At 35.3% G+C, this 24104-nt stretch carries 21 protein-coding genes and 1 tRNA gene; 15 read left to right on the forward strand and 7 right to left on the reverse strand.

Annotated elements, in window-relative coordinates; all coding sequences use genetic code 11:
- Positions 1-141 precede the first annotated feature (141 nt).
- Entirely contained in the window at positions 142-405 is a 264-nt protein-coding gene (locus D9842_RS23280) for a YrhK family protein (RefSeq protein ID WP_121664504.1), read from the reverse strand.
- 115 nt (positions 406-520) lie between these two features.
- Positions 521-1672, reverse strand: coding sequence for an ROK family protein (locus tag D9842_RS23285; RefSeq protein ID WP_121664505.1), 1152 nt, complete (start codon positions 1670-1672; stop codon positions 521-523).
- 209 nt (positions 1673-1881) lie between these two features.
- Here D9842_RS23285 and D9842_RS23290 point away from each other — a divergent pair, with 209 nt between their 5' ends.
- From D9842_RS23290 to D9842_RS23350, 12 genes are all read left to right on the forward strand, one after another.
- Positions 1882-4032, forward strand: a complete 2151-nt coding sequence (locus D9842_RS23290; RefSeq protein ID WP_121664506.1) for a glycoside hydrolase family 52 protein — start codon at positions 1882-1884, stop codon at positions 4030-4032.
- A 234-nt stretch (positions 4033-4266) separates the two neighbouring features.
- Complete coding sequence (gene xylA / locus D9842_RS23295; protein WP_121664507.1) at positions 4267-5598, forward strand: xylose isomerase; 1332 nt, start codon at positions 4267-4269, stop codon at positions 5596-5598.
- Between the two features lie 147 nt (positions 5599-5745).
- On the forward strand, positions 5746-7245 hold the full coding sequence (xylB, locus tag D9842_RS23300) for a xylulokinase (protein ID WP_121664508.1): 1500 nt from the start codon (positions 5746-5748) through the stop codon (positions 7243-7245).
- Between the two features lie 184 nt (positions 7246-7429).
- A complete protein-coding gene (locus D9842_RS23305; protein WP_121664509.1) occupies positions 7430-8086 on the forward strand; it encodes an SGNH/GDSL hydrolase family protein in 657 nt (218 codons plus the stop codon).
- A gap of 57 nt (positions 8087-8143) precedes the next feature.
- Positions 8144-8746, forward strand: a complete 603-nt coding sequence (locus D9842_RS23310) for a polysaccharide deacetylase family protein (protein WP_121665166.1) — start codon at positions 8144-8146, stop codon at positions 8744-8746.
- A 219-nt stretch (positions 8747-8965) separates the two neighbouring features.
- Positions 8966-10723 carry a sensor histidine kinase gene (locus D9842_RS23315; protein ID WP_121664510.1) on the forward strand — a complete coding sequence of 586 codons (1758 nt, stop codon included), beginning with the start codon at positions 8966-8968 and terminating at the stop codon, positions 10721-10723.
- Entirely contained in the window at positions 10723-11508 is a 786-nt protein-coding gene (locus D9842_RS23320) for a response regulator transcription factor (protein ID WP_121665167.1), read from the forward strand. The genes D9842_RS23315 and D9842_RS23320 overlap by 1 nt, the downstream gene beginning before the upstream one ends.
- A 136-nt stretch (positions 11509-11644) precedes the next feature.
- Positions 11645-12940 (forward strand): extracellular solute-binding protein, encoded by a 1296-nt coding sequence (locus tag D9842_RS23325; RefSeq protein WP_121665168.1) that lies wholly within the window; start codon positions 11645-11647, stop codon positions 12938-12940.
- A 126-nt stretch (positions 12941-13066) separates the two neighbouring features.
- A complete protein-coding gene (locus tag D9842_RS23330; RefSeq protein ID WP_121664511.1) occupies positions 13067-13942 on the forward strand; it encodes a carbohydrate ABC transporter permease in 876 nt (291 codons plus the stop codon).
- Positions 13943-13960: 18 nt separating this feature from the next.
- Positions 13961-14857 carry a carbohydrate ABC transporter permease gene (locus D9842_RS23335; RefSeq protein WP_121664512.1) on the forward strand — a complete coding sequence of 299 codons (897 nt, stop codon included), beginning with the start codon at positions 13961-13963 and terminating at the stop codon, positions 14855-14857.
- A gap of 291 nt (positions 14858-15148) precedes the next feature.
- Positions 15149-15817 (forward strand): hypothetical protein, encoded by a 669-nt coding sequence (locus D9842_RS23345; RefSeq protein ID WP_121664514.1) that lies wholly within the window; start codon positions 15149-15151, stop codon positions 15815-15817.
- A 186-nt stretch (positions 15818-16003) separates the two neighbouring features.
- On the forward strand, positions 16004-16840 hold the full coding sequence (locus tag D9842_RS23350) for an STAS domain-containing protein (RefSeq protein ID WP_121664515.1): 837 nt from the start codon (positions 16004-16006) through the stop codon (positions 16838-16840).
- Positions 16841-16918: 78 nt separating this feature from the next.
- Here D9842_RS23350 and D9842_RS23355 read toward each other — a convergent pair whose 3' ends face one another.
- From D9842_RS23355 to D9842_RS23365, 3 genes are all read right to left on the reverse strand, one after another.
- Positions 16919-18526: an MDR family MFS transporter gene (locus D9842_RS23355; RefSeq protein ID WP_121664516.1), complete on the reverse strand. Its 1608-nt coding sequence runs from the start codon at positions 18524-18526 to the stop codon at positions 16919-16921.
- Positions 18514-19422, reverse strand: coding sequence for a TetR/AcrR family transcriptional regulator (locus tag D9842_RS23360; protein WP_162987537.1), 909 nt, complete (start codon positions 19420-19422; stop codon positions 18514-18516). Before D9842_RS23360 ends, D9842_RS23355 begins: the two co-directional genes overlap by 13 nt.
- Before the next feature lie 148 nt (positions 19423-19570).
- Positions 19571-20812 (reverse strand): two-component system sensor histidine kinase NtrB, encoded by a 1242-nt coding sequence (locus tag D9842_RS23365; protein WP_121664518.1) that lies wholly within the window; start codon positions 20810-20812, stop codon positions 19571-19573.
- A gap of 187 nt (positions 20813-20999) precedes the next feature.
- Between D9842_RS23365 and D9842_RS23370 the strand changes: the two genes are divergently transcribed.
- Positions 21000-21272, forward strand: a complete 273-nt coding sequence (locus tag D9842_RS23370; RefSeq protein WP_121664519.1) for a hypothetical protein — start codon at positions 21000-21002, stop codon at positions 21270-21272.
- A gap of 51 nt (positions 21273-21323) precedes the next feature.
- Here D9842_RS23370 and D9842_RS23375 read toward each other — a convergent pair whose 3' ends face one another.
- On the reverse strand, positions 21324-21686 hold the full coding sequence (locus D9842_RS23375) for a hypothetical protein (protein WP_180320406.1): 363 nt from the start codon (positions 21684-21686) through the stop codon (positions 21324-21326).
- Between the two features lie 317 nt (positions 21687-22003).
- Here D9842_RS23375 and D9842_RS23380 point away from each other — a divergent pair.
- A tRNA-Gly gene (locus D9842_RS23380) sits at positions 22004-22077 on the forward strand.
- Between the two features lie 122 nt (positions 22078-22199).
- Here D9842_RS23380 and D9842_RS23385 read toward each other — a convergent pair.
- Positions 22200-22865, reverse strand: coding sequence for a B3/B4 domain-containing protein (locus D9842_RS23385; RefSeq protein ID WP_121664520.1), 666 nt, complete (start codon positions 22863-22865; stop codon positions 22200-22202).
- 94 nt (positions 22866-22959) lie between these two features.
- On the opposite strand from D9842_RS23385, the gene queG reads away from it, so the two are divergent.
- Positions 22960-24099 (forward strand): tRNA epoxyqueuosine(34) reductase QueG, encoded by a 1140-nt coding sequence (queG, locus tag D9842_RS23390; protein ID WP_121664521.1) that lies wholly within the window; start codon positions 22960-22962, stop codon positions 24097-24099.
- The last annotated feature ends 5 nt before the right edge of the window (positions 24100-24104 follow it).

Here is a 24104-nt window from a genome sequence, read left to right on the forward strand (position 1 = left end):
ACAATGAATAACGTCTTGTCTTTTTTTTGCTGTTAAAGAGGAAACAAGATTGTCAAAAAACAATAACCAAACATAGCTGATTCCATCCAAATATGTTAATGATCATTACAAGATATAATGATCTAGTCTTATAACTAATACTCAGTTATTATGAACCTTTTTCAAGTGAAATCGTTTGATGAATTTAATCATAGGTCTAATTAAGAATAGTCCACTGCCCACGATAAACATCCAAATAGCATATGTTTCAAATGAATCCCAAAGAAAGAGCACACTACCAACCAGAAAGCATAGGGCGATAAACACATCATTAAGGTTATAGAAAAATTCATAGCGTTCGTTAATAATAATTTCATGATGGCCAATTTGTATATCGATGTAATTAGACTTATTATTTACTTTCATTTTTTCATCTCCCTCCTAGTAATATTCCCGATGTGAAGTTCATAAAACACTTGCGCCGACAACAAATAAAAAACCTCCCCATTCCTAAAGAAAACAAGGAGATTATTCTACTATCCTATAAAACTTTGCTATCCTCTTTAATAAAGCTTTCAACTGCAAATGCAGAGACTCCTAGTACAGTAGAGTACTGCTCAAGCTTTGAAAAGTCTAATTGTAGCTCATTTTGATGATGGGTAAGTGTATGGTTTTCAATAGTAGTCTTGATTGGCTCTTCAATCCATTCTCTAGCTAAAGCTAATCTGTTTCCGATAATAACCTGATCCGGGTTGAAGGTATTGATGATATTGTTAATTCCAATTCCAAGGTATTTACCGACTTCCTTGAAAAGGCCTTGGGCAGTTTGATCATGATTTTTGGCTAGTTCTAAGACTGCTTCGATGCTGCTTCCAGCTTGTTCTAGTAGTGCATGTTCTGATGCGTATGCTTCCCAACAACCTTTGCTGCCGCAGTTGCATGGCTTACCGTTCATGTCTATAATCATATGGCCCATTTCACCAGAGAATCCATTTTTACCTTGATATAGCTCTCTATTTAAAAAGATACCTACACCAATACCGATACCTGCACTTATATAGACCATATTTTCGTAGTCTTTTCCTGCTCCGAATTTTTGCTCACAGAATGCTCCAGCGTTGGCTTCATTTTCGACTATTACAGGCACTTCGAATAACTCTTCTAAGTCTAGTTTTAAGTTAGTGTTTTTCCAGCCTAAGTTAGGTGCCAGAAGGACTGTTCCTTCTTTGTTAACAATTCCTGGTACACCTACACCTATGCCTACAACACCATATCGACTTTGAGGCATTTCAGTCATTAGGGACTGAATCATACTTTTTACAAGATTCATAATAGTAGGGTAAGGAGTTAGGGTGACTGCGTGATTTTTTTCAAGAACTATGTTGCCTTTTAAGTCAGTTAATACAGATAATACATAATTTGCACCGATATCAATTCCAATCGCATAACCTGCAACTTTATTAAAATGTAGAATAACAGGACGTCGTCCACCACTGGATTCTCCTGGTCCAGATTCGTAGATAAGTTCTTCTTCTAGTAATTCATTCACTAAAGATGAAACGGTTGCTTTGTGTAGACCGGATATTTGGGCAATATCGGCTCTTGAAATGGGTTCTCTGTGCATAATAAGTTGTAGTACGAGAGCTTTATTATTTTTTTTCACAAGATGCTGATTCCATGTAATCGTTTCCACTTTTAAAAACTCCTTATCTGATCTTCATTTATTTTAACACTAAACTTAGTTTGTTGGATATACAAACTTAAAATTCGGTGTTATAATGAACCACAGTATGAAGGAGCTTATGAAACAGAGAAATGAAATCGCTTAAATAATGACGCATAAGCCATAAGTTTAAAGTAACTAGCATTTACTCTATTTAAATTTTGGGAGTGGGGAACAAAATGCCAAAAAACATGTTTTTTAATGCACATCATTCACCTATCGGAGCCTTTTCAAGTTTCACACTTGGATTCTATGGAAATGGGGGAGGTTTGGATTTAGAACTTGGCCGTTCACCGAAGAAAAATGTTTATGTAGGCGTTGAGACGATCGATCAGGAAGGGATGTATCAGGCGCTTCCTTTTTTTGAAGTAGAAGATGACGAAAGTAAGCGCTATGATATTGAAAATATGGATCCAGATCCAGATAAACCACGCATCATTATTCCTTATTCAAAAGATGAAATTCAACGTGACTTTCAATTAGGAACAGACACTTGGAGAGCTGGGGACTTATCCTTTACAATCTATACCCAAGCTCAAACTGTACCGGAACCATCTTCTGAAACAGATGATGAGTTGAAGAAGACTATCATTCCAGCTGTATGGGCTGAATTAACAGTCGATAATACAAAAGGAACCAAGAGTCGCCGAGCTTTCTTTGGGTATCAAGGAAGTGACCCCTATAGCTCCATGCGTCGATTAGATGATACATGTGAGGGGATTGCGGGGATTGGTCAGGGGCGTTTAACAGCAATAACATCAGATAACCCAGAGGTAAAGTCTGCTCTTCACTTTAGTATAGAAAATATTTTAACAACTCCATTTAAAGAGAACTGGACTTTTGGTTTAGGACCTGTTGGTGCACTAGTCATGGATGTTCCTGCTGGTCAAAAAAGAACGTATAAATTTGCCATTTGCTTTCATCGTTCAGGTTATGTAACAGCTGGGATGGATGCTTCTTACTACTACACACGATATTTTTCGAATATCGAATCTGTAGCAGCTTTTGCCTTAGAGAACTTTGATGAATTTGCAAGCCGCGCAAAAGAGGCTAATAGATTGGTAAGTAATACAGAATTATCGGAAGACCAAAAATTCATGATGATTCACTCCATTCGAAGCTATTATGGCTCAACTCAATTATTGGATGCTGACGGTGAAGCATTCTGGGTTGTGAACGAGGGCGAATATCGAATGATGAATACCTTTGACTTAACGGTTGACCAAATCTTTTTTGAATTGAAAATGAATCCTTGGACAGTTAAAAATGAGTTAGATATGTTTATCAAACGCTTCAGTTATGAAGATAAAGTTCGTTTTCCAGGTGTTGCAACTGAATATCCAGGCGGAATCAGTTTTACCCATGACATGGGAGTAGCCAATACAATTTCAAGACCACATTATTCTTCCTATGAGTTATATGGATTAGATGGATGTTTTTCTCACATGACATATGAACAACTGGTTAACTGGGTTCTTTGTGCATCAGTTTATGTGGAGCAAACAGGAGACAAAAAGTGGTTAGAGGATCATTTAGATATTTTCGTTCGCTGCTTTGAAAGTATGTTGAATCGTGATCATCCTGAAGCTGATAAACGAGATGGAATAATGGGATTAGATTCCACACGTGTTATGGGAGGAGCAGAGATTACTACTTATGATAGTTTGGATGTTTCACTTGGTCAGGCTAGAAATAATATTTATCTAGCAGGGAAAACATGGGCATCTTATGTAGCACTTGAGAAACTGTTTAGAGAAAATGATCTAACAGAACTCTCAAAAGAAGCTGGTGGTCAAGCCGAAAAATGTGCAGCTACGATTGTTTCTCAGGTTACACCTAATGGATATATTCCAGCTGTAATAAAAGAAGGTAATGATTCTAAAATCATTCCTGCTATTGAAGGGTTAATTTTCCCATATTACACAAATAACCATGATGCACTGGATCCTAATGGACGATTTGGAGCATATATTCAAGCGTTACAAACTCATCTGAAAACAGTATTAACAGAGGGAGTTTGCTTGTTTGAAGACGGAGGATGGAAAATCTCGTCTACTAGCAACAATTCTTGGCTAAGTAAAATTTATCTATCTCAGTTTATTACTCGTGAGATTCTTGGTTGGGAATGGGATGAATCAGGGGCGAAGGCAGACGCAGCTCATGTAGCATGGCTAACACACCCAACATTATCAGTTTGGAGCTGGAGTGATCAAATTATCTCCGGTGAAATTGCTGGCAGTAAGTACTATCCACGTGGAGTCACTAGTATCTTATGGCTTGAAGAATCCAAAAAAACGGCTGAACTAGTGTCAAATACTCAAGAAGTTTAATAGATTTGTGCCGGGTCTCTTTTTATTCTAAAAGAGGGACCGGTACATGGTTTTACTAAGAAATAAAATTTTTTTACTAATATCTTAGTTTATCGAATAGACAAACTAAGTTTAGGGTGATATAATCTGATTAAAGAAAGGTTACAGATTAATAGATGATAAAAAATCTATTGTAAGCATTTACATATGTGCTTGTAACCTATTACTAAACCAACTACTAGGAGGAATAACCCAATGGCTTATTTCGAAACAGTTAACAAAATTCAATATGAAGGTGCAAGATCTACAAATCCTTTTGCATTTAAGTATTATAATCCTGAAGAAAAAATTAACGGTAAAACAATGGAGGAAATCCTTCGTTTCTCAGTTGCATACTGGCATACATTTACTGCAGATGGATCTGATCCATTTGGTGTAGGTACAGCAATTCGCCCTTGGAATCATTTAACAGGTTTGGATTTAGCGAAAGCACGTGTTGAAGCAGCTTTCGAGCTTTTTGAAAAATTAGATGTTCCATTCTTTGCTTTTCATGATGTTGATATTGCTCCAGAAGGTAGTACGTTAAAGGAAACAAATGAAAACCAAGATGTTATCGTTGCAATGATTAAAGATTATATGAAAACAAGTAAAGCCAAATTGCTTTGGAATACAGCTAACATGTTCACGAATGCAAGATACGTACATGGTGCAGCAACTTCTCCAAATGCAGATGTGTTTGCTTACTCTGCAGCAAAAGTTAAAAAAGGTCTAGAAGTTGCGAAAGAGCTTGGTGCAGAAAACTATGTATTCTGGGGTGGCCGTGAAGGATATGAAACACTACTAAATACAAATATGAAGCTTGAGCAAGATAACTTAGCACGCTTCTTCCACATGGCAGTAGACTATGCAAAAGAAATTGGTTTAGAAGTTCCTTTCTTAATTGAACCAAAACCAAAAGAGCCAACAAAACATCAGTATGATTTTGATGTTGCGACTGGATTAGCATTCTTACAGAAATATGATTTAACAGATCATTTCAAATTTAATATTGAAGCTAACCATGCTACATTAGCTGGACATACATTTGAGCATGAATTAAGAACAGCTCGTATTAACGGTATGCTTGGTTCAGTTGATGCAAACCAAGGTGATACACTTCTTGGATGGGATACTGATGAATTCCCAACTGATCTATATACAAACACATTAGCTATGTATGAAATCCTGAAAAATGGTGGCCTAGGTAAAGGTGGATTAAACTTCGATGCGAAGGTAAGACGTGGATCATTCGAAGCTGAAGATCTATTCCACGCTCACATTGCAGGTATGGATGCATTTGCAATCGGATTAAAAGTTGCAAACAAATTAATCGAAGACAAAGTACTTGATAGCTTTGTTGAAGAACGTTATAGCAGCTTCACTAAAGGAATCGGATTAGATATTGTTGAAGGAAAAACAAACTTCCATGAGTTAGAAAAATATGCTCTTCAATTAACAGACATTAAGAACACATCTGGTAGAACAGAGCGTCTTAAAGCATTAGTAAATCAATATATTCTTGAAACTCTTTCTGGAGTAACTGTTTAATAAGTAATTTAATGATGAAAAAATGAGGATGTCTCACTAACAGTATAAGACCCTACAAACACATAAAAGGCTTAATATATAGTCTTTTATGTGGGTGGTCAGGTACTTATGAGCCATCCTCATTTTTATAGAAAAGGATGATACTAGATGAAATACGTTATTGGTGTTGATCTTGGAACAAGTGCAGTTAAAATCTTACTAGTAAATCAGAATGGCGACGTTTGCCAAGAGGTATCAAAGTCATATCCACTTATTATTGAAAAATCGGGTTACAGTGAACAAGATCCAGAGGAATGGGTGGATAAAACAAGAGCTGGTTTAGCTGAACTGATCAATCAATTTGATGGGGATGTAAAGGATATCGAGGGAATCAGCTTTTCAGGGCAAATGCATGGTCTTGTTTTACTTGATAGTGAAAATCAAGTGGTTCGTAATGCTATTTTATGGAACGATACACGAACAACGAAACAATGCCAAGAGATTTATGAAGCTGTTGGGACAGAACGTTTATTAGAAGTAACAAAAAACCCTGCATTAGAGGGCTTTACTTTACCGAAGATTCTTTGGGTAAAAGAGAAAGAGCCAGAGAATTTTGAACGTTCTAGTGTATTTTTGTTACCGAAAGATTATCTACGTTTCCGTATGACAGGGGCTTTACATATGGAATACTCTGATGCTGCAGGGACGTTATTGTTAAATGTAGCAGAACGCAGATGGAGTAACGAAATAGTAGATAAATTCAATCTTCCTTCAGACTTCTGTCCTCCGTTAGTGGAATCTCATGCTCTTGTTGGTACTGTAACAGCAGAATATGCACAACAAACAGGACTAGCTGATACAACAAAGGTTTTTGCTGGCGGTGCAGATAATGCATGTGGCGCAATTGGCTCTGGGATTTTATCAGAAGGAAAAACTTTGTGTAGCATCGGAACATCTGGTGTAGTGCTTTCTTACGAAGAGAGAAATGATTTGGATTTTGAAGGTAAGGTTCATTACTTTAATCATGGTGAGGAAAACGCCTATTATACAATGGGAGTAACCCTTGCAGCGGGGTATAGTTTAAGCTGGTTTAAAGATACATTCGCAAAGAATGAAGCATTTGAACAATTTTTAGAAGGAATTGATGAAGTACCAGCAGGAAGCAATGGCTTGTTGTTTACTCCATATATCGTTGGTGAAAGAACTCCTCATGCTGACTCAACGATTCGTGGGAGCTTTATTGGAGCCGATGCTGCTCATGAACGTAAACATTTTGTTCGTGCTGTGCTTGAGGGTATCACATTTTCATTAAATGAATCTATTGAAATTTTTAGAAACAGTGGAAAAAATATTGATTCGATCATTTCCATCGGTGGTGGAGCGAAAAATGATACATGGCTACAAATGCAGGCTGATATTTTCAATTCGAAAATTGAAAAATTAACAAGTGAACAAGGCCCAGGGATGGGAGCAGCCATGCTTGCAGCATATGGTTGTGGTTGGTATTCTTCTTTGAAAGAATGTGCTGAAGAGTTTATTCAACCATCAAAAACATATGAGCCTATTCCTGAAAATGTAGAAGTCTATCAGAAATTATTTAAAGTGTATCAACAAGTCTATACTCAAACTAAGGAAATGAATGAGCAGTTAAGAGAGTTTAGAAAGTGATCAAATACACCGGTTTGTACTATTGAAGAAACAGTCACGATAACTTTCTTCTTTTAGGATATTAGCCTCAAGTGGTCATTACAAAATATGGTTTCCTAAAGAATAATAGATGAAAAGCCACTCAAGTTTTCACTTGAAGGCTTTTCTTATTTTACATTCATGAAAAATATAAGGAGGGTAAACATTGAAACTTAAGCAAAATCAAAAACTTCTATTTATTGGCGATTCCATAACAGATTGTGAACGTGTGAAGCCTGAAGGGGAGGGATTGTTTAATGCCCTTGGCAAAGGCTATGTATCGTATATTGATGGGCTACTTCAGGCTGTTTATCCTGAGTTGGGTATTCGAGTCGTTAACAAAGGAATTAGCGGAAATACAGTAAGAGATCTGAAAAACAGATGGCAGGAGGATGTACTTGAACAAAAGCCTGATTGGTTAGTTATCATGATTGGGATTAATGATGTATGGCGTCAGTTTGATACACCTTTTATTAAGGAAGGTCATGTGTATCTTGATGAATATAGAGATACGCTTAGGAGGCTTGTAACTGAAACCAAGGCTCACATAAAGGACATTGTCCTTATGACACCTTTTTATATAGAAAATAATGAGCAAGATCAAATGAGGCACATGATGGATCAATATGGTCTTGTTGTAAAGACAATTGCTGAGGAAACAAACTGTCTATACGTTAATACCCAGGAAGCTTTTCAGGTTGTATTAAAAGAACTTTATCCAGCAGCACTAGCTTGGGACCGAGTTCATCCTTCTGCTGCAGGTCATATGGTTCTTACCCGTGCATTTTTAAAAGCAATAGATTTTGACTGGAATCGACCATAGTAGTTGCATTTATAGCTTACAAATATGAAGGAGGGGACGTAATTGGCTGAAAAATTAATGATTAACGAGGTGTCCACATCGGAAAAGCTAATAGCTATTACATTTGACGATGGACCAAACCCATTCTTTACTCCACAAGTACTAGATATTTTTTCAGAAGTAGATGGGAAAGCAACCTTCTTTATGATTGGTGGGCAAATAGAGAAGTGCCCAGAGCTTGTGAAGACGGCTTTTGAACTTGGACATGAAATAGGAAACCATACATACACACATCCTAAATTATCACAATTAAATCGTGAGGATTGCTTTGGAGAGATCGAACGAACCGAGAAATTAATAGCGGAATTAGTTGGGCATAAGCCTGTTATTTTTCGGCCTCCTTACCTTGATTTCAATTATGAAACTCTATCTGTTTTAAAACAGATGGGATATCCAATGATTGGAGCTTTAAATATGGAAGCGAAAGATTGGGAGATGCCCGGTGTAGACTTTATTTTAGAGAAAACAAGGTATTGTGTGAAAAATGGTAGCATTCTTATTTTTCATGATGGCTACGGAGATCGCTCACAAACGGTAGAAGCTGTCCGCATACTTGTTTCTGAATTAACGTCTCAGGGGTATAAGCTTGTTACGGTTAGTGAGTTATTAAACCACTCATAGGCAGGGTGAAAATTTCGGCTAGTATCCATTTTTGTAATATAGTGAACATAGCAACTGTTACAGAACAAATTTACCTACTAAAGTATAGAAAAAACAATAAGTAATTCAGTTAATTGAATAAAACTAATCTAAAATTTTAGTATTTTAAGTATATGTTAACGTTTTCATTAAAATGAGTTATAGTTATTAAAATGATCTAAAACAAAGGACGAATCAATTATGCTCACAAAGTTAAAAAAATGGAATACGTTACGAAATCAAATATTAGTTGTCTTTTTAGTGGTTATGGCTGTGGTGCTATTGATTGTTAGTCTCTTAACATTTAATCAGGTTTCTACTTTATTAAAAAATAATGCTGATAAACAAATTCACCAAACAGTATCTGAGGCAAATGGGAGATTAGAATCTTTATATAAACAGATAAGTACAGCCTCTAAATTTGTTATGACAAATTATAATATACAGAGGATTTTGACGAAGAGTTTTGAAGGGGAAGAAATTTCTTTTACTGAGCGGCAGCAAGTAGAGGGGATTGTTAACACGATTCAAGCAAATACAGATGGGATATTTTCTTTTGAACTATATACAAGTGATTTAAAAAGTTTATTACCAATACCAAAAGATAATGCAACTTTATTTTCTAGAATCGATGCAAGGTGGATAAATCAAGCAAATGATGCTAATGGGGGATTAGTATGGATAGGTGATGACCCAAGTAATTCTGATAATATTCTCGCCCTAAGAAGAGTGAATCTTATGGGAAAAGACTATGCAAATGGTGGTTATTTACTTATTAGTATTTATCGGGATTATTTTGAATTTGCTAATCAAGATAAGTCAAATCAATCCAATCAATATTCAATTCTATTAGATCAAGCCTTAAAGCCTATTCTTTCAAACTACCAACATTCTATTGATCCAATTATAAAGAATAATGATCCAACGATCACTTTAGAAAACCAGGAATATATGGTAACAAAGCAGACATCTAATGAAACTGGCTGGACACTAGTTATTTTAACACCTATTAAAGCTTTAACTGAGGGTATTAGTGTGTTGCGCACAGGTATTATCATTTCTGGGGTTATTGGATTTATTATCTTTTTTATAAGCTCCTTATTTCTATCAACGTTTATTACAAGTCCTATTATTAAACTAACAAAAACGATGCAGCAGGCAAGCTCAGGGTCTTTGACGATGAATCCTAGTGTAACGACCGTAAATGAAATTAATGAACTAAATAGTACGTATAATCAACTCGTTAAAGAAACAAATCATCTTATAAAAATGGTTTATCAAAAAGAAATTACCCGAAGTCGAAGTGAATTAAAGGCATTACAAGCCCAAATAAATCCACATTTCCTTTTCAATACCTTGGATGCTCTGAAGTGGGAGCTTGAGGATAAAGAACAGGAAGATTTGGCTGAGTTTGTTGTTGCTATGTCTGAATTGTTTCGATATACCATTACAAAACAAACAGACGGAGATTGGGTAACAATGAAAGAAGAACTTCAGCATATTGAAAACTACATGGAGATTATGAAGATGCGCTTTGGAGACCATGTAAATTGGATTATGACAATCCCAAAAGAGCTTGAGCAGGTGAAAATACCAAAGCTATTAATTCAACCCTTAGTTGAAAATGCTGTTTTACATGGAGCTGGAAATAAGGTAGATCCATGTACGATATCGATTTCTGTAAAGTCAATGGAGGACAAAGAATATCTTCAAATACTTGTAGAAGATGATGGGCCGGGAATAAACGAAGAAAACCTGGCTGTCATTAGACGTACCATGCAATCAGGAGGGGTTTCTTCAATTAAAAAGGGGACTGGAATTGCTATTTCCAATGTACACAAGCGTCTTGAATTATATTATCAAGATCGTTTAAAAAGTGGACTTACCATAACGAGTGAGGAAGATAGTGGGACAAGGGTTTCATTTATCATACCTGTTAGCGGGGAGGAAGTACGATGATTCATTTAAAGACAATTCTAATTGTGGATGACGAACCTAGAACACGTCTTGGGCTACAGAAAAATTTAAATGCTTGGGCAAATGGAAACTATGATGTGTTAACAGCTTCTAACGGGGAAGAGGCAATTGGGATTATGACAAATCAACGGGTTCATATTCTTATTACCGATATCCAAATGCCAGAGATAACGGGCTTAGAATTACTTAAAATCGCAAAAGAACAGGATATCCATCCTGTTATCATTGTGATTTCAGCGTATTCTGAATTTAAATATGCCCAGGAAGCTCTTCGTTTAGGGGTTATTAATTATCTGCTAAAACCAATTAGTAAAAAAGCTTTAATTGAGGCTGTTGAGGATGCTGTACAGACAGTTGATAAGCAGGAGCGAGCAGGAATGATTGAAAAGGTAGTGGATAAAAAGCTTGTTACTGCAGATACTCAAAACTCAACAAATCCTGAAGCAATCAGGGAGGCAATTGAGTATATCAATCAAAACTTGAAAAATGAATTATCTCAAAAGGAAGTAGCGGATCATGTTCATTTAAATCCAAGCTATTTGAGTGTTTTGTTTAAAGAGCATGTTAAGCTCACATTTAGTGAATATGTCACGAGAAGAAGAATTCAACGAGCAAAGGAACTGTTGATTTCTACCCATTTACCTATCTATGATATTGCGGAAGAATCTGGTTATAAAACCCCAAAATACTTTATTAAGATATTCAAGGAAATAGAAGGTATGACACCCAGTGCATACCGAAAAAACAACAATGAAAGGGCTTTCTAAAAATAGTGGTATTTTTCCTAATCGTTGTGACCTATTTTTCAGAATGATCTGACTGTACACTATAAATGTAAGTTAAATAAAACTAAAGTCATAGGGGGTAATTAGTTTGTTTAAAAAGAAAGCGGTTGCAGTTGTTATGTCTGTTCTTATGCTTGTTTCTTTAGCACTTGCAGGTTGTTCTTCCTCAAGTTCTTCAGAAGAAGGTGGTAGTGGTAGTGCAGATGAAAAGAAAGTAATTAAATTTATGCATTTATGGCCTGAAGGAAGTTCAAATGCTCAGTTTTCAATTGTAAAAGATATTATTACTGAATATGAAAGTGAACATGACGTTAAAATTGAAACAGAAATTTTAAACCCTGATCAATACAGAGAAAAGCTTAAAGTTCTTGCTTCATCAAATGAGTTACCAGATATCGGTATGACTTGGTCTGATGGATTCATTCAACCTTATGTTGAAGGTGATATGTTAGCTCCACTAGACGATATCGTTGAAAGCAGCAATCTTAAAGATGCTTTTATCCCAGGTGTAAAGGAATCATACGCAGTTGACGGAAAAACTTATGGTCTTCCTTTAGAATTAAATATTTCATATGTTTTCTATAACAAGGAAATCTTTGAAAAGTACAACCTAGAAGTTCCAAAAACTTTCGAAGAATACAAGAATGTTGTAAAAACATTAGCTGATAATGGAGTTACTCCTGCTACTGTAGGTGCAAAAGATGGTTGGCCAGCATCATTCTGGTTTATGTACATGGCAGACCGCATTGGTGGTTCTACAATCTTAACTGATGTTATTGATGGAAAAGCGAAATTTGATGATCCTTCAATTGTTAAAGCAGCAGAAGAAATTCAAAATCTTGTAGATATGGGTGGATTCGTAAAAGGTGCTAGTGCGTTATCAAATGATGATGCAAAAGGTTATTTCATGAACGAACAAGCAGCAATGTTCTTAACAGCTACTTGGGAATTACCAAACTATACAACTAGTCCAGATGTCACACAAGAGTTTAAGGATAAAATCGGTTACTTTAAGTTCCCAACTTATGAAGGTGGTAAAGGAACTGAGATTAATAGCTATGTAGGTGGTCCTGGTGTTGGATTATTCGTAGCGAAAGATTCAAAGGTTCAAGAAGAAGCTAAAGATTTCACTGCATTCTTAGTTGAAAAATGGGGAGAAAAAGCTGTAACAGATGCTGGTGTTATTCCTGCAACAAAAGTTGATACATCTAGTTTAGATCTTGCTCCAATGTATATTGACATCTTAAAAGATTTAAGTGAAGCATCAAATGTTACAACTTATTTTGATACTCAATCAAGCCCAGCTGTATCTGAACTACACCATGATTTAGTAACTGCTCTATTTGGAAAACAAGTAACTCCGGAAGAATTTGTTAAACAACATGCAGATGAGCTTGCAAAAGAGCAAAAATAATACGAATCATTGAATTGAAGTAGAGGGCATGTGAATTGCCCTCTACTGTTTTGAAAGTATCTTTACAAACCCTCGAACCTATTGAAAATACTTAGTCTACATTTGATTAAGAAGGGAGTATAAGAAATGAAAAATGTAATGTCGAACAAACTAGTAATCAGCCTTTATGTACTTCCTGCTTTGCTGCTTATTCTTCTATTAATTTATATCCCAATTGTTTTAACTGGCTATTATGGTCTTATGGACTGGAACGGCATAGGTGATATGACTTTTATTGGTTTAGAAAACTATATTGAATTAGTAAAAGATAAAATGTTCTGGCAAAGTACATGGCATTCTATTTTACTAGGAATCTTCTCGACTATTAGTCTTGTTGGGTATTTAATTTTATCGCTTATTTTAGCAAGTAAAATTAAAGGAGCTAACTTTTTAAGAAAGATCTACCTTATTCCAATGTTATTATCTTCTGTTGCAATTGGTCAATTATGGGCAAAAATGTTTGATCCAACAAATGGAATGATTAACAGATTATTAGTCATGCTAGGTGTAGATAATCCACCAGTTTGGTTAGCGGATGCGAACATTGTTTTATATGCACTCTTTATTCCAATAGTTTGGCAATATGCTGGGTTTTATATCATTATCTTCTATGCAGCATTGAAAAACGTACCAGAAGAACTTATAGAAGCGGCTAAAATTGATGGAGCTACACCAATTCAAATTGCTTATAAAATCAAGGTGCCTTTAATTTCAGGTGTTATTAAGGTAATGGTCATTTTAGCAATCGTTGGTTCTTTAAAATACTTTGATTTAATCTTTGTTTTAACTGGCGGTGGACCAAACGGTGCCAGTGAGGTTATGGCATCTTATATGTATAAGGAAGCATTTAGTAAATATAACTTTGGTTACGGAAGTGCAATTGGATTTGGATTATTAATTATCTGTCTTGTGATGACATGGTTGATTCAAAAATTACTTTCTTCAAAAGAAGATATATACTAGGAAAGGGGAGTAACAACAATGTCAAATGTTTTAAATGAAACACAAAAAAATACGACCCTATCTGCTAATTATAAAACAAATAAATCACTTGGAAGAAGAATTGGATATGGAGTTCTTTACTTAATTCTAGGGATCATTGCAATAGTCCAAGTGTATCCGTTAGTCTGGTTATTTATGTTTTCACTAAAAACCAATCAAGAGGTATTTGGCATGTCCCCTTTTGCACTACCACAAGATCCACAATGGGGAAACTATGTTAAGGCTTGGACAACAGGTAATATCGATGTCTACTTTTTTAATAGTGTACTATACACAATATTAGCCGTTATTATCACAGTTATTCTTGCTAGTTTTGTAACATTTGCTATTACAAGAATGTATTGGAAACTAAGTGGATTAGTGCTTGGTTTGTTTATGGCGGGATATATGATTCCGCTACATTCAACATTAATTCCATTATTTAATATCTTTAAATCAGTTAATCTAATTGATAATCCAATTGCAATTATTTTGTCGTATGTAGCGTTTAATTTACCAATTACAATCATGATCTTAACAGGTTTTTATAGATCAATTCCAAGGGAGATTGAAGAAGCAGCTGTTATGGATGGATGCTCTATTCATAGAATCTTCTTCCAAATCACACTTCCAATGACGGTGCCTGTTCTTTCAACAACTGTCATTATTAACATGATTTACAACTGGAACGAATTTGTATTCGTAAATACCTTCTTAAGCTCTGATAAATGGAAAACCATTACAGTTGGGGTAAACAACTTTGTTGGGCAATATTTAACAGATTGGGGAGCAATTGGTGCAACATTAATGATTAGTATTATCCCAGTATTAATTGCTTATTTCATTTTAAGTGATCGAATTGTTGAAGGAATTGCAGCAGGTTCAGTAAAAGGGTAATAGTGGGGCTAACTCGAATAGGAGTTGGCCTTTTTGCCGAAATAAAAAAGGTATTTAAAGATATCGTTAAGGCTTCAGCAGAAATGTTGGGGCCTTTTTTCATGAAGTTAAAGGAAATCTACAATCTTGGGGAAGGTCATTTAAAAGCTATGGAGAACTATTATGGACATGATGTATTATACATATAGGTTTATTGTATTATTGGAAAATATTAGACTGCTACAAAATTATGTATTATTTTCCCTATAAATATATTACGATATACGAAGAGTCATAGAAAGGAAGTTTAAATTGAATAAGAAAAGGTTATATATTTTAATTGGTATTTTCATTATTGGAATAAGTATTTTCCTTTTAAATTATATTGAATCTAATAGAAATGATCGTGTCAATGGTTCTTTTTCAAGCAGTTCAGTTAAGGATGAAAAATCAACTGATACAGAAGAAACTGAAGAAAATAGTGAATTTGATCAAAAGGCTGGAGAATTAGTTGAAAATCAATTTTCTTATTTTCAATCCATTGTTAATGGTCAGTTTTTTGTTCAGTCCAGACAAAATGGCCCTCAAGATCAGTATCCGGAAGATTGGGTCACAGAGAGTGTTAAGAATGAACTACAAGAACGAGTTTCAGAAATTGATGAACTATTACCTGAACAATTAGATTCCAGTAATTCTGTTGCTCAAGATTTGCTGCAAGTATTAATTCGAATAAATCAGGCATATAGTCAATCTGAAAGTCAGAAAAATATATACCATGTTTATAGGATTTTATATGAGTTAAATAGTGAATTAAATGATTATGAACTCGAAGAAGGTATGTTTGATCCAGAAAATGATTGGTCACAGGTATTTAGCGAAGTGGAAGAAGAGCAGCAGGAAGTAAAAAGTGAAGCAGAATTACAGGTGGAAATCGAATCAGCATTAGAGGCTGAGCATGAGGATGAACAAACTACAGAGTGATACGCATTAAACGACTCTTATAAACAAACAACAGCTAATAACGAAAATAAAGCTTCTTGGTTGGGAATGAAGCTTTATTTTTTTCTCTTCTTTTGTAAGGGATTTAATCATATACTCTGTATTTAAAAGTATGACATTCATTATAGATATGTTCGAAAAAACTAAGTTTTAAGGAGATCTAAAGTCATGAAGGAAGAATTAAAGTACATAGGGCAAAAAATTGTTGAGAATGACTTAGAACTTGCAAAAAAAGTAGTTTTTCAAAAAGATACCGTTCTTATGAAGCAGATTGAATTATCGAAGATGCCAATAGCAGAACGTATCAAGTATAGAGCCACTCTCATTCGTTATTTTGGTGAGGCTCTTTATGGTAACCTTGATGAGATAAGAGAAAAGGTGATCTGTTGGGGAAGAGAGGCTGCACAAATTGCGATAAGGGATAATATTTCTTTAAGCAGCACATTAAGAGGGATCTATTTATATCGAACTGTTATCTGGGATGCTTTTACTAAAGAGTTAAATAAAAGGGAATTCGCTCCTATTACGATGCTTGATGTTTCTAAAATTATTGATCCGTTATTAGATTTAGTCTGCGGAATTATTGGTGAGGAATTTGAAAAGCATAATCAGAAATTAATGGATGTAGCTTATACAGCACTTGAGGAACTCTCTGTACCTGTAGTTCCTATTGTAAAAGGTATTGTAGTGCTTCCTATAGTTGGGGCAGTAGATACACATCGTGCAAAATTAATTATGGATATCTCATTACATGAATCTGTTAGATTAGGTGTATTCAATCTCATTTTAGATGTGTCTGGTGTTCCAATTATTGATACAATGGTGGCCAATCAATTATTTCAAGTTGTAAAAGCATTACAATTAACAGGTGTAGAAGTGATCATAACAGGAATTCGCCCGGAAATTGCTCAAACTGTTGTAAAGCTAGGAATTCATTTTGGAGATATTAAGACAAAGGCTACAATGATGCAGGCCTTACATGAACTTGGCATTAAAAAATCCTGAATTAATTAAGAAAGAGGATGAGCAATTAAGCTCATCCTCTTATTTATCTATAAGGATTAGGCCGTACCTCAATTTGCATTAATGATTAGCCACAAATTCTTTGTTTTGATCTTCTGTTTCTTCATCATCGTTATTTGTTGTTCTCAATGGAATCTCTTTAAGGAAAAGAGTGACAATGAAGGCGAGTGAAACAATACCAGCAGATACGATAAATACAGTTGTTAAAGAAGTATTTAAAGCTTCTTTTAATAGCTGGATAAACTGATCAAAGAAAGGAGTCATTTCTACAGGTAATTCTGAGCGAATGGCTTCTAATTGTTCTGTATCCATTAATACTTGTGGATTTTGTAGTTGTGCCATGTTTTCAGCCATTTCTGGAGGTGGCGCAGGAATATTTTCTCCTTGAGTGCTTGCTAACTCATCTGTCATTTTGTTTCCCATAACAGATCCTAATAAAGCAACCCCAATTGTACCTCCTATTTGTCTAAATGTTTGCATCGCTGATGTTGCAACACCAAGGTACTTATGACTCACAGCATTTTGTACAGTGATATTAAACACAGGCATATTGACGCCAAGTCCAATTCCTACAACAATTAATTGAAGAATTAATCGTGTGAGAGTTGATTCAACTTCCAGTGTAGAATTTAACACAAGTCCTACTGCCATAATTATTAATCCAAGAAGGGCAAAAATTTTATATTTCCCTGTCTTCGTAATTAAGTTACCTACAATAATACTCGAGGTAACCATTGAAATGGTCATGACCATTTCAACTAATCCGGAGACTGTCGCTGATTCCCCTTGAACCCCTTGAACGTAGAACGGAACATACATAATTGTACCGAACATTCCCATTCCCATGAGCATTCCCGCTATATTAGATACAGAGAAAACACTATTTTTAAACAAGTAAAGGGGAAGAACAGGGCTTTTCACTTTTAGTTCAATTATGATAAAGGCAATTAAAGATATGATTGTAAGTGAAAATAAGCCAATAATTTCAAATGAAGCCCATTCATACTTATCTCCTGCCCATGTAAACCCTAATAATAATGAAACGATTGTAATTGTTAATGTAATCGAACCAAGAAAGTCAATTGATTCTCTCTCTTTTGCCTTTTGAGATGGATATAATTTAAATATTAAAGCAAAGGCAAAAAATCCGATCGGAAGGAATACCCAGAAAATCCAGTGCCAGTCAAAATTATCAACAATATATCCACCAAGTGTTGGACCGAATAAACTTGAAAGTCCGAATACACCACCAAGAAGTCCTTGCCATCTCCCGCGTTCACGAGGGGCAAACAAATCTCCAACAGTTGTGAACGCACAAGACATAATCATCCCACCACCAAAGCCTTGAAGCCCTCGGTATAGGATTAATTGAAGAATATCATCTGCGGTTCCACATAAAAAGGCACCAATCATAAAGATGGTGATACCAATTAGGATAAATATTTTTCTACCGTATATATCAGACAATTTACCAACTAACATAGCAGTAATTGTGGATGTTAACATATAAACGGTAAATACCCAGTCAAAGTATTCCATTCCACCTATTTGAGAGACGATTTTTGGTAAAGCAGTACCTACGATTGTCATGTTAACTGCAGCAAAAAACATGGCTGACATAATGGCAATCATAATCATAACTTTTTGTCTGTTTTCTAAGTGTTCCATTCGTTACCTCCTGTATACAACTCAGTGATAAGAGAGCGAAGCTTTGTTGTGATTTGTGTTAGCCCTTCTTCCTTTTCAAAGTAATGTAAAAGAACATCAATTAAAAAACTTCGAGGCTTTTGGGCCTTTACTTCATCTTTTAACAGATTAAGAGATGAAGTAAGATTATTTTTTGTTTCTTCATTGTGATAGCTACTTATGTAATCTTCGATAATTAAAAATTGATTGTCAATTTCATCCGTTTTAGAGATAGAAGAACTATTAGTAAGGTTTAAAAAGTGTAAAATTCTTTCCTCTGTTAAAAGTGGATTTGGTCTAGTGGTTAACAAATCATTTACTATTGAATCTAAACGATCAACTATATAGGTTGATATAGCTTGAACATTAACTTTTTCATTTTTATTAGCAAGGATGGAGAGGAATTCCTTTATTAATCCTTGTAGAGTTATGGTTAGGTCCCAGCAATATAGATTAATATGATTTCCATATGCCTGCAGAAGGCACTCCTTTTGCCACTGTGTAATTCTGAATCTCATCCTTTGCATTAATAATCTAAAGTCACTGTTTTCAGAAAGCGGCACATCCTTTAACTGCATGAGGATAAAATCTTTTCGCTCAATAAAGTCTTCAATTTGTGTACTTAATTGCTTGAGTAAAAGTTCTCTTGGTGATAATGATTCATCAGTGGAATAACGAAATGCTTTTTGAAACATCATATTTTGGTGATACTCAAACACCTCTATAAATAATTCTTCTTTAGATGAGAACACTTTATATAAAGAAGCTTTTGACATTGAGCATTGTTCCGCAATTTCTTGAACTGATGTTGAGAAATATCCTTTTTTAGAAAAAATTTTAGTTGCAGCATCGATTAATAGCTTCCTCTTTTCGTCCAATATCTACTCACATCCTTTTGAAGAAAACTAAGTGGTTTACATAGAAAACTAATGAGTTCATGGTGAATTTTAGAGTAGAGACAAGCTTAAGTCAAGAATAAATAGTTAATGAAAGAATTACTAATAAAAAAACAGCGATTTCTCGCTGTTATGTTGCCAATGAAAAAGGAAAACTGATGATAAATGTTGTTCCTACTTTGTCACTTGTTACCTTCATTAGCCCACCGTGATTTTCAATGATTTTCTTTGAAACAGATAGGCCTAATCCAGTACCATCATCTTTTGTTGAGAAAAATGGATCAAATATATGAGGTAAAAGAGAAGGTGGAATACCTTTCCCATTATCACGAAACAAAATCTCAAGATGATGATCAACAACAATTGTCTCAATTGTTATAACCAAAGGTTGATCAGATCTAGCTTGGATAGCATTTATGAATAAGTTCATAAACACCTGTAGCAATTCCTCCTGATCTCCTTTTATCATTGCTTTTGTTGTTGATGAATCAAGGATATATTCCAGCTTTGTGTTATATAGTAATGCCTCACTTTCTAGAAATTTCCCCAAATATTCTTTGAGAAACTTATGCAGGTTGATCATTTGTCTAGAGCTAGATGAAGGCTTTGCAATACTCAAAAAGTCACTAATAATTTTATTTGCTCGATCTATCTCAGGAATGAGAATATCAGTGAAAAGTTGTGACACTTCAGTGTTGGTTTTATCTTTTAGTAATTGTAAATACCCTCTGACTGTTGTAAGAGGATTTCTAATTTCATGTGCGATGCCAGCAGCAATTCTTCCGGCGAGCGCTTGCTTCTCAGCTTCTTTTATGACGTTAAGAAAATAAAAAGTACCTAATACTCGTTTAATCGATCCATCTGTATTCCATAAAATACGAGTATTAATAAGCCCGTAATTTACATCTAGTACTTCTTTATCTTTCATTTCAATACCTGTTCGTATCGTTTCAAGTAGTTCGATTTGATCGTCTGGAAGTTGTAAGAGCTCTCTTATATGTTTACCAATTATTTTATCCCGGTCTACACCTAGATCTTTAGCAGTTTGGAGATTACATAACGTTATGAGTCCATCACCATCAACAAAAACAATATGGTGAGGAACAAAATCAAAGATAGAGGAAAGGAAGAGTTCAGTTTCTGCAAACTGATCGTAAGTGGTTGAAATAATAAATTCATCACGGGTATGTGAATTAGTGTTTGCTTTTTGAATAAGTATTTGTTTGGAGTTACCTTCTTTAGCAACTAACTTGCTATGTTGTTTATTTACATATGTAAACGAAAAAGGAAGTTCACTTAGGAGTTCTTTTAGTAAAGCATTTTCGTTTTTTAATTTTTCAATTTCGAGGTCATGCTTAAGCTCATCTACCATTTTTTTGCTCCTTGTAAGACACATTTGCAATCATTATAAGGTTAGTATATCCTATTCTTTTTTTCAATTGCTAGCTATTGCCCATACCGAATACCATGTCATGCATTAAACAATTGCACCAACACCCATTCGAATTGGCTGTTTGCTGAATAGAATAATAAGAAACTTTCTAAAGGTGGTCATACAAATGGGAGAAGTTGAGGAGAAGGTGCATGAACTTGAGATGAAAATTCAAGAGCTAGAACAACAAATAGAGCATATAGAAGAATTTCATTCGAATTCTTTGGATGAGAATGATGTAAGAGCTGTTGTTGATGGTCTATTAGCTGAAAAAAATATTGCGACACAAGAAGAAATTGAACGACAACTCAACAAAAGTCATTTATCATTAATTAAATGGATTCTTGGTACCGGAGTAAGTATCGGAGCGTTAGTTGTAAGTATCGTTCGGTTTTTGTGATAGATGGATTGAAAAAAGGGCAACATCTTAGTTGCCCCTTTACTATCTATTTCAGTAATGATAATATCCTCTGCCGAAAGGACCGTCATCTAGTACAGCTCCACCTAGAAGCCCTGCACCAAGACCTAGAAGTCCAGTAGTAAGTGGTCCTACACCACCAGCGCCATATCCTCCGAATCCAGGACCATATCCTGCACCGTATCCGTATCCAGCGCCAGGGTAACCGCCGAATCCAGTGCCATAACCACCATATCCAGCACCAGGATAACCGCCGAATCCAGCGCCATAACCACCATATCCAGCACCAGGATAACCGCCGTAACCAGGACCTGCACCATATCCGCCTGTGAAACCACCAAATCCACCTGGATAACCAAAGCGTCCATCTGATAATCTTGCATCTCTATGTCTCATTTCATTTCATCCTTCCCAAATGTTATTTCAGTTTCTCTGTACTATATGTGTTTACCTAGCCACTTGGGAATATGTTTAGCAAGAATGGGCGACCGTCTAATGAAGTGAAGTATGGATGTACGGTCTTATGAAAGGTTTATTGCGGCACACACGTAAGATTTACTGAAACATCTGAAAAAAATATAAAAAGACTTGATTATCATATTGAAAGATTATATAATGTTAAAGTAAATTATGAAGAATGTTCGACATTCTTCGACATTATTTTCAAAAAGGTATTGCATCACATAAATATACTTGATATAATGTACCTATTCGCGGGTGTAGTTTAGTGGTAAAACCTCAGCCTTCCAAGCTGATGATGAGGGTTCGATTCCCTTCACCCGCTCCATACATAATAATTGGTTACAACGCAGTGTCTCGTTTCTTAGATAAACGATGCATTGCGTTTTTTATTATGTCATTGATTTTGCTATCAAATAATGAAGTAACTCGAAGGATAAATCCTTCGAGTTACTTGATGATCTTATATGTTGCGTCTCCGCCGTGTATTTGTGTAAACATACTAGATAATGCTTGTAATAGTTCTAAAGACCTCTCTTCAGAAAGAGAAGGGTTTAAATAAACAATATGTAAAGCTTCTGTTGTGTTAGATGTTACAGCGGTTCTTTTTGAATCCACATAAGGACTTCCAAATGGACCCTGATGATCCTCTGAAACTAATTTGTTATGAAAAGAAACTTCACGTTCATTGATGGCAAGATAGGTATCCTCTTCACTACCTATCTTGATTTTAACATCCCCAATAAGCTTATCTTTATCATAAATCCCTAGGGGAATTTGGTATTGAAGAGATAAAAAGTTATTTAAGTCTACTGCAGAGTTGAACGGTTGGAGATATTGCTGTTTCTGAACCCGTCGATATAATGCTTCACTTGAAGGGCGGTATCGGTTAGGGTCTGTTCCTATTGCTTTAAATAGTTGTCGCCATTCTAGGATGGCTGGGATATCCGTTACTTTCTTATCAACATAATCAAAATAAAGAGATTCTTGGAATAGCTGTAATCTTCCTTTGAGCATTTGAGGAGAATCTCCAACGTGAATACCCCGATATTCCACAATGCCAATTTTAAAGTCTTTGTTAAGTTGGTTGAGTTGATCTTGAACGGTCATTTCCATTAATTCATACCTCCACAAACATTGAATGTGGTGTTATTTTACCATAGTAGAAGAAAAAACTTAGAATATGTGACCTTTAAAGGAGGGAAGAGCAATGAATATTGAAGAATTTAAAAGGGAAGTTATTGAATATAGTAAAACAATAGGCATCGATAAAATTGGATTTACAAGCGCGAATATGTTTGAAGAGCTAAAGCAAAGGTTGATTACACAACAGGAGCTTGGCTATCAATCAGGCTTTGAGGAGTCAGATATTGAGAAACGTGTTGCACCTATTAAACTTTTACCTAAGGCAAGTTCAATCATATCCATTGCTCTTGCTTATCCTTCAAAAATGAAAAACGCTCCAAAAAGTACAAAAGAAGAAAGACGTGGTATATTTTGTCGTGCCTCTTGGGGGCAGGATTACCATGATGTGTTGCGTGACAGGTTAAATAAATTAGAAGTGTTTTTAAAAGAAAAAGTACCTGATATTCAAGTGAAATCGATGGTTGATACAGGTGAGCTTTCCGATCGTGCAGTTGCGGAACGGGCAGGTATTGGATGGAGTGGAAAAAACTGCTCAATTATCACGCCTGAATTTGGCTCTTATGTTTATTTAGGTGAAATGATTACAAACTTTCCTTTTCCGCCAGATACTCCAATGGAAGATCAATGTGGCTCATGTACAAAATGCCTCGATGTTTGTCCAACAGGTGCTTTAGTACAAGGTGGTCAGCTTGATTCATCGAAATGTATTGCTTTTTTAACACAAACAAAAGGTTTTCTGCCTGAAGAATACCGTACGAAAATTGGAAATCGCATCTATGGTTGTGATACTTGTCAAACAGTTTGTCCTGTTAATAAAGGAAAAGATTTTCACTTTCATCCAGAAATGGAGCCGGATCCTGAAATTGCAAAGCCAAAATTAAAACCGTTATTAACAATAAGTAATCGTGATTTCAAAGAAAAATTTGGACATATATCTGGTTCATGGAGAGGCAAAAAGCCTCTTCAAAGAAATGCGATCCTGGCACTTGCGCATTTTAAAGATACAACTGCGTTAGATGATTTAATAAAAGTGATGCACGAAGACCCAAGACCTGTGATTAGAGGTACTGCAGCATGGGCGATAGGAAAAATAGGGGAAGCTTCAGCAGCACACGAGCTACAAAAAGCATATGAAAAAGAAAAAGATTCACAAGTTAAAGAAGAAATCACGAAAGGTTTGTCCTTTCTTCTTACAGAAAAATAAAAGGA

The organism is Metabacillus litoralis (assembly GCF_003667825.1).
GTDB lineage: Bacteria > Bacillota > Bacilli > Bacillales > Bacillaceae > Metabacillus > Metabacillus litoralis_B.